The 11,243-nt window shown below is 60.9% G+C and carries 9 protein-coding genes; 4 read left to right on the top strand and 5 right to left on the bottom strand.

Going from position 1 to position 11,243, the window contains the following annotated elements:
* Window positions 1-121: 121 nt before the first annotated feature.
* The gene (locus ACYVDE_RS06985) at window positions 122-628 is read left to right on the top strand and encodes a cupin domain-containing protein (RefSeq protein WP_460500767.1); all 507 of its coding nucleotides are present in this window, start codon (window positions 122-124) and stop codon (window positions 626-628) included.
* Window positions 629-693: 65 nt separating this feature from the next.
* On the opposite strand, the gene ACYVDE_RS06980 is transcribed toward ACYVDE_RS06985, so the two are convergent.
* The 3 genes from ACYVDE_RS06980 to ACYVDE_RS06970 form a co-directional block, all read right to left on the bottom strand.
* Entirely contained in the window at window positions 694-882 is a 189-nt protein-coding gene (locus tag ACYVDE_RS06980; RefSeq protein WP_460500766.1) for a hypothetical protein, read from the bottom strand.
* 51 nt (window positions 883-933) lie between these two features.
* Complete coding sequence (locus ACYVDE_RS06975; protein WP_460500765.1) at window positions 934-3,129, bottom strand: penicillin acylase family protein; 2,196 nt, start codon at window positions 3,127-3,129, stop codon at window positions 934-936.
* 177 nt (window positions 3,130-3,306) lie between these two features.
* The gene (locus ACYVDE_RS06970) at window positions 3,307-3,654 is read right to left on the bottom strand and encodes a HesB/IscA family protein (RefSeq protein WP_460500764.1); all 348 of its coding nucleotides are present in this window, start codon (window positions 3,652-3,654) and stop codon (window positions 3,307-3,309) included.
* Window positions 3,655-3,914: 260 nt separating this feature from the next.
* On the opposite strand from ACYVDE_RS06970, the gene ACYVDE_RS06965 reads away from it, so the two are divergent.
* The gene (locus ACYVDE_RS06965; RefSeq protein ID WP_460500763.1) at window positions 3,915-4,451 is read left to right on the top strand and encodes a DUF7935 family protein; all 537 of its coding nucleotides are present in this window, start codon (window positions 3,915-3,917) and stop codon (window positions 4,449-4,451) included.
* A gap of 137 nt (window positions 4,452-4,588) precedes the next feature.
* Here ACYVDE_RS06965 and bshA read toward each other — a convergent pair whose 3' ends face one another.
* A complete protein-coding gene (bshA, locus tag ACYVDE_RS06960; protein WP_460500762.1) occupies window positions 4,589-5,725 on the bottom strand; it encodes an N-acetyl-alpha-D-glucosaminyl L-malate synthase BshA in 1,137 nt (378 codons plus the stop codon).
* 265 nt (window positions 5,726-5,990) lie between these two features.
* On the opposite strand from bshA, the gene ACYVDE_RS06955 reads away from it, so the two are divergent.
* Window positions 5,991-6,767, top strand: a complete 777-nt coding sequence (locus tag ACYVDE_RS06955) for a DUF2490 domain-containing protein (RefSeq protein ID WP_460500761.1) — start codon at window positions 5,991-5,993, stop codon at window positions 6,765-6,767.
* A 66-nt stretch (window positions 6,768-6,833) separates the two neighbouring features.
* Here ACYVDE_RS06955 and ACYVDE_RS06950 read toward each other — a convergent pair whose 3' ends face one another.
* Entirely contained in the window at window positions 6,834-9,833 is a 3,000-nt protein-coding gene (locus tag ACYVDE_RS06950; RefSeq protein ID WP_460500760.1) for a glycoside hydrolase family 3 N-terminal domain-containing protein, read from the bottom strand.
* Window positions 9,834-10,180: 347 nt separating this feature from the next.
* On the opposite strand from ACYVDE_RS06950, the gene mutL reads away from it, so the two are divergent.
* The coding region (mutL, locus tag ACYVDE_RS06945) for a DNA mismatch repair endonuclease MutL (RefSeq protein WP_460500759.1) at window positions 10,181-11,243 on the top strand (1,063 nt) is incomplete at its 3' end.

Raw genomic sequence — 11,243 nt, 5'->3', positions numbered from 1 at the left:
AACCGGGCGCACGGCTAGCGGCGAGGTGCGCTTCGAGCTGGCGGCGTGGCCCGGCCCGACTTCGCCGCGCGAAGTGCCCGGGCTACACTAATTTTACCGGCTTCAAACCATCCGATTTTATATGTCTGATATCGACAGCCAAAAACAAGCCCTGTTCCGGCAGGTGGCCGAAACCCTACAGCAGCAGGGCTTCCACATTGCCAAAGAAGACCCAACGCGCCCGTGGGGCGGGTTTTTCGTGATTGACGAAGACCAAGCCCAGCAGTTTGCCGACACGTATTTCAACGGCCTGTCGGTCGATAATCTGCGGATTTCGGGCAAGCTGAGCCCGAAAGTGCTGCTCGTGGCGCCGCATCAGCGCCTGAGCTGGCAGTACCATCACCGTCGCGCCGAAATCTGGCAGGTGGTGCAGGGGCCCGTGGGCGTGGCTACCAGCGACACCGACGAGCAGGGCGAAGTGAAAAGCTACCAAGTGGGCGAGCGCATCGTGCTCAAGCAAGGCGAGCGCCACCGCCTCGTGGGCCTGAAGGACTGGGGCGTGCTGGCCGAAATCTGGCAGCACACCGACGCCAGCAACCCGTCGGATGAAGACGATATTGTGCGCGTGCAGGACGATTTCGGTCGCTAAACGCACGCAGAAGCAACAAAAAGCCCGGCATCACCGGGCTTTTTTGTGCTTGCAGGTTGTTGCCGCTATGCGTTTCCCTCCTGAGGCTTTGCCTTCTTCATTGCCTCGGCCAGCGACTGCTGCAGCTTGGCGCCCGAGTCGGCCGGGGTCTCTTCGCTGATGTTGTATTGCTTTTGCAGCCGCTCCCATTCGTCGATGGGAATGAAGACGCCGGTGATTTTGCCTTTGTCGTCGGAGAGATATTTAACGTCCATGTGTAGTGGGGTTTGCGAGGTTGAGTAGCGTGGCAGGAACCCGGTGCGGGCTTACTGGCCGGGGTAATACGTTTTTTCAGCGTGGGCTTTTACGTCTTCGGGATAAAAGCGCACCTCTTTAAAACGGCCGTTGCAGTATAAATCGGCCTGGTCGGTGAAATGTGGCGTACCGGGCCGGCTGCTTTGCCCACCCGTGACGACGGAGCGCGCCACGATGCGCGGCCCGAACTCCACTACCGCCACAAAGCTGTTGCCCACGTTGCCGTAGCGCTTCTTAGTGCCCGAGTAAGCGCGCGCCCCAAATGCCGCCAGCGAGCCCCAGGCCGACGACGTGAAGGCCACCGGCTGGCTGGGTTGCTGGTCGTCGTATTTCTCTTCGATGCGGCCGGTGAGGCGCTGGTAGCGGTTCACGTCGCCCCAGGCCGTTTTCCAGGTGCCAAAATCGCGGGTCAGGTCGTCGAGGGTTTCGGCCAGGGTGGCCACCTTTTCGGCGGGCGAGGTATTGGCCAGTGCAAACCGCACGAAGCTGATGTAGTCGAGTTGCGGCTGGGCTTCGGGCACGCGGGCGCGGGCCTTGGCCAGCAGCCGCTCGGCCCAGTAGATGGCCACCGTCTGGGCCACCGAGGTTTGGGCGTAGTTGTGGTCCCAGGCGCGCAGCACGGCAATGGCTTCGGCCACGGCGGGTGCGGCGGCTTTTTCGGCCGAAGTGGGCTGGTAGGCAGTTAGCAGTGGTGGCAGCAGCTCGTCAAAGGCGGTGAGGTGCGGGTCGTCGGCCGCGGCAATGAGCGTGTCGAGCGTGAACACGGCTCTGCGGCTGAGCACGCGCACGGCGTTCAGACCGCGGTAGTTTTCGGCGTCGGGCGCTTCGTATTTGGGGTATTTCGCGGCCGGCGGGCTGCCGGGGCCGCTCACGGTGAAGGGCGTGGAGTTACAGTTCTGAATGAAGCCGCTGGCGGGGTTGTGCACCTGCACCAACTCGCTCACCGGGTGGAAGCCCTGCCACTCGGTGGCCGCCGTGCTGCCGTCTACCGGCTGGCTCCAGTCGAATTTGGGGTCGCGCCGGGGCATGAAGTTGCCGTGCCAGTAGGCAATGCTGCCCTTACTGTCGGCGAACACCGTGTTGTTCGAAGCGTTGCCGTTCAGCTTCATCACCGTCTGAAAGCTGGCGTAATCGGTGGCCTTGGTGCGCAGGTACGACTGCTGCAGGGCGGCCAGCGGCGCGTTCATCATGCGCACCGCCACCCACTGCCCGGCCGACTTCTGCCCCACAACGGGCCCGTGGTGCGTGCGGTAGATGGTGAAGGTTTTGCGCAACATTTTATCGCCCGATTTATAGGGCAGCGTCACCTTTTGCGCCGTCACGGCGCGCAGCTTGCCATCGTATTTGTAGAAATAATTGCCACCCTTTTCCTCCACCGTTTCGAGGTACTCGTCCATCGAGTCGGCCTGGCTGGAAGTGTGCATCCAGCCGCAATGCTCGTTAAAGCCTTGATAAATAAAAAATTGGCCCCAGGTTACGGCGCCGTAGGCGTTCAGGCCCTGCTGGCTCACCATCTGCACTTCGGAGCGGAAGTAGAACGAGGTGTGCGGGTTGATGAGCAGCAGCGCGTGCCCGCTGGCGCTTTTGCCCGGCGCAATGGCGAAGCCGTTGGAGCCCACTGGCTCCCGGTCGGTACGGCCAAAGTCGGTATCAATCCACGAGCTGGACTTCTGTGCGCCATAAAAATCCTTGATGCGTGCCAGCGGCACCACACTAATGTTGCCACCAATGCTGCCCTCGCTGAACATCAGCGGCATCCAAGGCTGGAAGCGACGCAGCAGGCGGGGCTGCACCGTGGGATGCGTGGCCAGGTAGTAGTTGGTGCCGGCCGCGAAGGCATCGAGCAGCAGTTTCATGTCGGCCGGGCATTTTTTGTAGATGCTAATGGCTTGGGTGCTGTCCAGAAACAGGCGGGCGCGCAGGTCGTGGTAGAGTTGGGTTTCGCCCTCGACTTCGGCTAGTCGGCCAATGGCGTCGAGGTAGTTGGTTTCGACGCGGGCAAAATCGTCTTCGCACTGGGCGTAGAGCAGGCCGAAAACTGCGTCGGCATCCGTCTTGCCGTAGATGTGCGGCACCCCATACGTGTCGCGGGTAATGCTGACCTGTTTCGCCTGCTGCTGCCAGCGCGCTACCTCGGTCGGCGTGAATTTCTGAGCCCGTGCCGCGAGGCTGGTGAGAAGCAGAAGCAGCGAAAGAGGCAGACGCATCGGGCGGGGAATTAGTGGAACAGTGGGCGCGAAAGGTAACGAAAAAGCCCCGGCCGGTGGGCCAGGGCTTAATTTCTATGCTGTCATCCTGAGCGCAGCGAAGGAGCTTCTCACGTCCGAACGAATTGTTTCAACGTGAGAAGCTCCTTCGCTGCGCTCAGGATGACAAACGGGAGCTTACGCCGAGAACGACGAGCCGCAGCCGCAGGTGCTCTTGGCCTGGGGGTTATTGAAAACGAAGCCGCGGGCGTTGAGGCCATCTTGGAAGTCGACTTCCATGCCCAGTACGTACATGGCGTGCTTCTTATCCATGATGAGTTTGAGGCCGTCGAGGTCGTAGGTTTCGTCGGCGTCTTTGGCTTTGTCGAAGCCCAGCAAGTAGCTCATGCCCGAGCAGCCGCCGCCCTGCACGCCGATGCGCAGGCCGTAATCGTCGGGTACGTTCTTCTCCTGAATGATGTTTTTCACCTCCTGCACAGCGCGTTCGGTGAGGCTTATGGGGGCGAGGGTGGCAACGGAAGCCATAGGAAAAATTGAGTTAGCGGGAAGTATAGAACAAAGATACGGCGGTATCGGGGCGTAAACAGCGGTTGGGGCCCGACGGTTCACAGCGTAGTTTTGCGGGCTAGCCAACGCGGCGCAAATACGTAGAACGTCATGCTGAGCTGGTCGAAGCATCTCTGCCGCAGGAGTAAACTCAATCGTTGGAATTACTTGCGCGGTAGAGATGCTTCGGCAAGCTCAGCATGACGTTCTTAAAAAAAAAACTGACTACCTACCGACCAATGGAATCCCCCGCTTATTTCTACGACCTGCTCAAGATTATCCTGCCCGCCCTCATCGTGGCCGGGGTCATCTACTTTCTGTTCAAAGAGTTTCTGGAGAAGGAGCAGCAGCGCCGCCTCATCGAGTTGCGGCTCGAAAGCAATAAAACCACGCTGCCGCTGCGTCTGCAGGCCTACGAGCGCATCGTGCTGTTTCTGGAGCGCATTTCGCCCAACAACATCCTCGTGCGCCTGAGCAGCGCCGGCTCCTCCGCACCCGAGTTTCACCGCTTGCTGCAACAGGAAATCCGGGCCGAGTACGAGCATAACCTCTCGCAACAGCTCTACCTCTCGGCCGATGCTTGGACGGTGGTGAAGGAGGCCAAGGAAAACGTGCTCACGATGGTGAACCGCGCCTACCACGGCATTCAGAACCCGGCGCAGGCCCGCGGCACCGAGCTGGCCAAGCGCATCCTCGAAGGCCTGATGCTGGACGGCGCCGAGCCCACCGCCCAGGCCTTGGCCGTGGTGAAGAACGAGGCCGCGGGGCTGTTTTAAGGATTAGAAACGCTATAACAGAACGTCATGCTGAGCTTGTCGAAGCATCTCTACAGAGGAAGTAATTACTCTTCGCGGTAGAGATGCTTCGACAAGCTCAGCATGACGTTCTTTTTCCTTGTAATGGGGGCTAGCTCCTACACCGCCGCTGCTACCGCCTCAATGGCGCGTTGGTAGCATTCCTCGTAGCGCGGCACAATGTTTTCCACCGCGAACTCCTGCGCCCGGGCGAGGGCTGCGGCTTTGAAGCGCGGCAAATTCTCGTCGTCGAGCACGTAGAGAGCATTTTTTACCATGTCGGGTACGTCGCCGATGTCGCTAATCATGCCGGTTACGCCGTGCACGTTCAGCTCGGGGATGCCGCCGGCGTTGGTGCTCACCACGGGCACTTCGCAGGCCATCGCCTCAAGGGCGGCGAGGCCGAAGCTTTCGTTTTCGGAGGGCATCAGGAACAGGTCGCCCACGCTGAGGACTTCCTCTACGGCTTCGAGCTTGCCCAGGAAGCGCAGGTCGCGGTGCACATCGAGGTCGCGGGCTAGCTTTTCCATGCGGTTGCGGTCGGGGCCGTCGCCCACAAGTAGGAGCTTCGCGGGCATTTTTTCGCGCACGCCCACAAAAATCCGGAGCACGTCTTCTACCCGCTTCACGGTGCGGAAGTTGCTGGTGTGGATGAGTAGCTTCTCGCCCTCGGGCGCGATGGCGGCCCGGAAATGGCTTTTCTCCTGCTTCTTGAAGCGGTGCAGGTCGATGAAGTTGGGAATAACAGTGATGTCCTTCTCGACGGCGAAATACTGGTAGGTTTCGCGCTTCAAATCATCGGAAACCGAGGTGACGCCGTCGCTCTGGTTGATGCTGAACGTAACGACCGGCTCGAAGCTGGAATCTTTGCCCACGAGCGTAATGTCGGTGCCATGCAGCGTGGTGACTACCGGAATGTGAATGCCGCGCGAGCGCAGAATCTGCTTGGCCATGTAGGCCGCCGAGGCGTGCGGAATGGCGTAGTGCACGTGCAATACATCGAGCTTCTCGTTCTGCACAATGTCCACCATCTTGCTGGTCAGCGCCAGCTCGTAGGGTGGAAACTGGAACAGCGGATAGGCCGGCACATACACCTCGTGGTAGAAGAGGTTCTCGTTGAAGAAATCGAGCCGCACCGGCTGGCTGTAGGTGATGAAGTGCACGCGGTGGCCGCGCTGGGCCAGGGCTTTGCCCAGTTCCGTGGCCACTACGCCGGAACCACCAAACGTAGGATAGCAGACAATACCGATGTTCATAGGGGAGCTAACGCGAAAATAAGCCGCGCGTTCTGCCTAACCGGGTTTGGGCGCAGTTGTTAATCAAAACGCCATCTTTCGCATTTTACCTTAACCGCCGCAAATAATTCCCCCAGCGCTGGCCCATAGTAGCGGCGTCGAAGCCGGGGAAAGCTGGTGTACTAAGAAGCGCGGCATGGTTGAAAATAATCCCGGTTATCCCCTAATCCCTCACCTATCCCGGCAAACGCAGTTCCCATTTCTTAAGCCGGCGCATTGCCTGCGGTTGCTAGGCATAGCTGCGGCGTTGGTAATACCGGGGCGCGCCGCGGCCCAGATTGGCGCCGAGGCCCAGGGCGGTAAATTGACCACCTGGGTAGCATTTGGGCTCGATAAAGAGCTGTCGGAACGATGGAGCTCGGCCACGGACGTGGGCTTTGGCCGCCACAGCGACCCCACCGGCGACCTGAACCCGGTGAAGCGGCAGGGTCTGTTCGTCCTCACGCAGGATTTCATTTACCGCCTGAGCCCGCACTGGCGCACGGCTATTTCGGTGGGGTATTGGCGGCGCAATGCGTACCAGGAAGAAGCGCCTTACGACGCCAGCGAAACCAATGCCTACCGCAACGAGCTACGGCCGTTCCAAAAGCTCTACTACGACACGCAGTTTGGCAAGGTGCTCTTCACGAATACTCTGCGGGTCGACTACCGGTTTTATTTCACCCCCGATTTCGGCCGCTGGCCCACGCCTTTCGAATTGCGGCTGCGCGAGATGGTGAATGCCAAAATCCCGCTCGATGCCGACCACCGCCATTGGATTATCCTCAACGACGAAGTGCTAACCGCGGTCGACGACTACAGCGCCGGCACGGCCGACAAGCTGGGCCACCAGTGGAGCCCCTACAAACTGACCGAAAATCGGGCTTCGGTGTACTACCGCCGCAGCTTCCCCGAGCACAAGCTCGACTGGGACATCGGCATCATGCACCAGCGCTGGCGCGAAACCCAGCAGCCGGCCTTCAACACCAGCTACAACCTGATGATGGATTTCATCTTTAAATAAAAAGAGGGCGGAAGCAACGCGTGTTGTTTCCGCCCTTTCACTAAATGCCACTTGGTTCTAAGTGGGCTATTCTTTCGCTTTGCCCGCTGCCAGCGACTTGTAAATCACCTCATGAATCCGGGTGCGGATGTTGTACTGGCGCAGCTTGTTGTTGCCGGCGTCGGGGTACACGCGGTTGGAGAGGAAAACGTAGAGAATGCCGTTTTCCGGGTCCATCCACACGCAGGTGCCGGTGAAGCCAGTGTGGCCGAAGGTGCTGGCCGGCGAGAGGTTGCTGGTGGGGCCTTCGGGCTTGCTGGGGTCGCCGTGGTCCCAGCCCAGGCCGCGGCGGCTGCCGGCCACCTGCGGGCGCGCAAACTCGGTAACCACGGGCGAGGCGAAGAACTGCGTGCCGCCATACTTACCATTTTGCAGGTTCATCTGCATCAGCACAGCCAGGTCGTTGGCGGTGGCGAAGAGGCCGGCGTGGCCGCCCACGCCGCCCACGAGGGCGGCGGTTTGGTCATGCACGGTGCCCTGCAGCTGCTCGCGGCGGTAGTAGGTGTCGTTTTCGGTGGGCGCAATGCAGCTTTTGGGGAAGCGTTGCAACGGGTTGTACGTCATGCTGCCCAGGCCCAGCGGCCGGTAGAAATTATCCTGCAAATAGCCTTCGATGGGCTGGTTCAGAATCTTCTCGCACACCCGCTTCATCACGATGAAGCTGAGGTCGGAATACTCCGTCGGGTACTTGCCCTTGATTTTAGGCAGCAGGCTCGAGCGCATCGTCCAGGCCCATACCGAGTCGTCGGCGGCTTTGGTGCTGTACTCGCCGGGCGCTACCTCGTTGGGGAAGTCGTCGGAGCGGGTGCTGGCGTAGAAGGTGGGCTTGAAGCGGCCGTCGCGCAGGGTGCGCTCCCAGGTGGGAATGCCGGGTTTGAGGCCAGCCTGGTGCAGCAGCACGTCGCGCACGGTCATATCGCGCTTGTTGGTGCGGGCCAGCTCGGGCAGGTAGGTGGCAACTTTCTCATCGAGCACCAGCTTGCCCTGGTCTTTCAGGGCCATCACGGCCTGCAGGGTGCCGGCCACTTTCGTCACCGATGCCAAGTCGTAGAGCGTGCTGCTCGTTACGGGCTGGCTTTGGTCGTAGGTGCAGTAGCCGTAGGCCTGGTCGAACACCACGGTACCGTTTTTGGCCACCAGCACCTGGCAGCCGGGGGCGGCAGCGTAGGTCTGGCTTTCGAGGGCGATGTTGTCAATCTGGGCCAGCACACGCGAATCAAGCCCTTGGCTTTCGGGGGTGGCGTAGCGCAGGCGGTGCAGGTCGAGGGTGGCGATGCCGGTGTTCACGCGCATGGTGGGCGACACCGTAACGGGCAGCTTTCCCCGCGCTGGCAGCGCCCCAAACAGCACCTGCGGTACCACAATCTGGGCCGCGTAGTGGTCTTCGTAGCCACACACCAACGTGCGGGCGCTTTCCAGAAACTTCAGCGAGTAGGCGTTGCCCATGGCCACTACCACCGTTTTCAGCTTGGGGTTGGCCTGCAGCTGCTTCAGGAACTTCAGCGCCCCGTCGCCCAGGCCGTAGTTGTGACTGGGCGTGTTGTTCATGTTGTGCAGGCTCACCACCACCACATTGTAGTCGCCGAGGCGGCTGGCAATGCGGGCAAACGTGGAGTCGGGCGCGTACCGGTCGGGCACGGCGTACACCGGGCCGGGCTGGTACTTATTGAAAATCGTGGCGTACGGCCCCTCAGCCTGCGTGCCGATGGTGATGGCCGCAATGCGCAGCGTATCGAGCCGCTGGAAGGGGAGGAGGTTATCCTGGTTTTTGGCCACCGTCACGGCGTGCTCAAAAATCTGCTGGGCCAGCACCTTCGATTTCGGCTGGTTCAGGCTGTCGCGCAGGGTGCGCATGTTCACGGGCTGGTAGTGGTTCAGGCCGGCCCAATACTTGGCGCGCAGAATTTTCTTCACGCGCAGGTCTAAATCTTCCTGCTTCAGCTTGCCGGCCGCCACTGCTTCGTGGATGCGCAGCAGCGCCGAAGGCACGTCCTCCGAGAACAGCAGCACGTCGTTGCCGGCGGCCAGGGCCATAGCATCCAGCTCGCCATCCTTATACAGCTTGCTCACGCTCTTCATATTGAGCGCATCGGTGAAAACCAGGCCTTTGAAGCCCATCTTGTCCTTCAACAGGTCCGTTACCAGCGCGTGCGAGAGGGTGGTGGTTTTCGCGTCCGTCGTGTCGAACAGCGGCATGTAGAGGTGGGCCACAATTACGCCCATCACGCCGGCCTCGAACGACTGCTGGAAGGGCACCAAATCCACTTCCGTGAGGCGGGCCAGGTCGGTGTTGATGACCGGCAGCGACACGTGCGAGTCGGTATCGGTGTCGCCGTGGCCGGGAAAGTGCTTGGCTACGGCCAATACCTTATTATCCTGCAAGCCCTTGATGTACTGGAGGCCCAGCGCCGCCACGCGGTTCTGATTTTCGCCAAACGAGCGGTTGCCAATCACCGGGTTGCCGGGGTTGGAGTTCACGTCGAGCACCGGCGCGAAATCAACGTGTACGCCCAAAGCGCGCATTTTGCGGGCAATGTCACGGCCCATCTCATACACATATTTAGGCTCGTCCATGGCGCCCAGCGTCATCTGCTTGGCGAAATGGGCCGAGGAATCGAGGCGCATGTCGAGGCCCCATTCGGCATCCATGGCCACGAGCAGCGGCACCTTGGCGGCGGCCTGCAGGCGGTTGGCCATAATGGCCTGGCGCTTGGGGCCGCCCTGCATAAACATCACGCCCCCAATATTATAGTTGCGCACCAGCCGCTCGATGCGCTCCACGTGGCTGCGGTCCTTATTAGAGTACGCGGCCACCATGAAGAACTGGCCTAGGCGCTGGTCGGGCGTGAGCGAGTTGAACACGCTGTCGACCCAGGCCGTCTCGACCGGGCCGGCGGGCAGCGGGTCGCCGGGCATTTTTTTCAGGTCGGCAAACGACAGCAGCAGGCCCGCCATCAAGACTAAAGCGGCAATGCTCAGCTGGAACGGGATGCGCATCAGCCCCGTAGGGTTGGTGGGTTGAGTCAAGGGGCAAACGGGCCGCGGGGGCCGTACTTTTGTCGTGAGGTACTGCGGAACCCGTCAACCGGGTTTAGAGGTTCCGAAGCGGACGGCGACCAACAGCACTCGGTGGTCAGATAAACGGGCGAAAACAACAACCTTCCCCGCGACTGACTCCCTGATACTGACGGCCGTTCCAGCCGCGAAGGTACGCAGAAAACCGCCTCGCGGGTTGATAACGTCCCGGATTTTTGCTTATTGTTTTTCGGCTTCCGGCCTGTTTACGTGCTGGTTAGCTAATTGATTTAGCAGGTTGTGGCGTTAGCCATCGCCTCATTCTTTTTCGGCGCAAGCCGAGCCCTGCGCTACTTTCTATGCCCGATATCATTCACCTGCTTCCCGAATACCTCGCCAACCAGATTGCGGCCGGCGAGGTGGTGCAGCGCCCCGCTTCGGTGGTGAAGGAGCTGCTGGAAAATGCCGTCGATGCCCACGCTACCCAGGTGCAACTCATTGTGAAAGAGGCCGGCAAGCAGCTGGTGCAGGTAGTGGACAACGGCGCCGGCATGAGCCCCACCGATGCCCGCATGAGCCTGGAGCGCCACGCCACCAGTAAAATCCGCAGCACCGAAGACCTGTTCAAAATCCGCACGCTCGGCTTCCGGGGCGAGGCGCTGGCCAGCATCGCGGCCGTGGCGCAGGTCGAAATCCGGACCAAGCAGCGCGAGCACGACACCGGCACGCTGCTGCTCGTGGAGGGCTCCCAAATCACCAGCCAGCAGCCCACCGCCTGCCCTGATGGCACCAGCATCGCGGTCAAAAACCTGTTCTTCAACGTGCCCGCCCGGCGCAACTTCCTCAAGAGCAACGCCGTGGAAATGCGGCACATTCTCGACGAGTTTCAGCACGTGGCGCTGGCCAATCCGCAGATTGCCTTCTCGCTGTACCAGAACGATTTGGAGGTATTCAGCCTGCCGGCCGGCAAGCTCAGCCAGCGCATTGTGGCGCTGCTCGGCAACGGCTACAAGGAGCAGCTGGCGGCCTGCGAGGAGGTGACGCACTCGATTTCGGTGCGCGGCTTCGTGGGCAAGCCCGAGTCGAGCAAGAAAAGCCGGGGCGACCAGTTTTTCTTCGTCAACAACCGCTTCATCCGCTCGGCCTACCTGAACCACGCCGTGCTGGCGGCTTATGAGGGATTGCTGGCCCGCGACACGCACCCGTTCTACGTGCTGTTTCTGGAGCTCGACCCCAAGGCCATCGACATCAACGTTCACCCTACGAAGACGGAAATCAAGTTTGAGGACGAGAAAACGGTGTACGCCGTGGTGCGCGCCGCCGTGAAGCAGAGCCTGGGCCTGCACAACATCGCGCCCTCGCTCGACTTCGACGGCGACGTGAACTTCGCGCCTATCCGCCCGCTGCGCGCCGGCCGCGCCG

It is taken from the genome of Hymenobacter agri (assembly GCF_054778495.1).
The sequence above is the reverse complement of the archived record's forward strand: the minus strand, read 5'-3'. Positions and strand labels throughout refer to the sequence as shown.

Bases quoted from the DNA above. Each gene is read 5' to 3' on its own strand.
- bshA (WP_460500762.1), bottom strand. From the start codon at position 5,725: ATGAACATCGGTATTGTCTGCTATCCTACGTTTGGTGGTTCCGGCGTA.
- ACYVDE_RS06975 (WP_460500765.1), bottom strand. From the start codon at position 3,129: ATGCGTCTGCCTCTTTCGCTGCTTCTGCTTCTCACCAGCCTCGCGGCA.
- ACYVDE_RS06985 (WP_460500767.1), top strand. From the start codon at position 122: ATGTCTGATATCGACAGCCAAAAACAAGCCCTGTTCCGGCAGGTGGCC.
- ACYVDE_RS06970 (WP_460500764.1), bottom strand. From the start codon at position 3,654: ATGGCTTCCGTTGCCACCCTCGCCCCCATAAGCCTCACCGAACGCGCT.
- ACYVDE_RS06980 (WP_460500766.1), bottom strand. From the start codon at position 882: ATGGACGTTAAATATCTCTCCGACGACAAAGGCAAAATCACCGGCGTC.
- ACYVDE_RS06965 (WP_460500763.1), top strand. From the start codon at position 3,915: ATGGAATCCCCCGCTTATTTCTACGACCTGCTCAAGATTATCCTGCCC.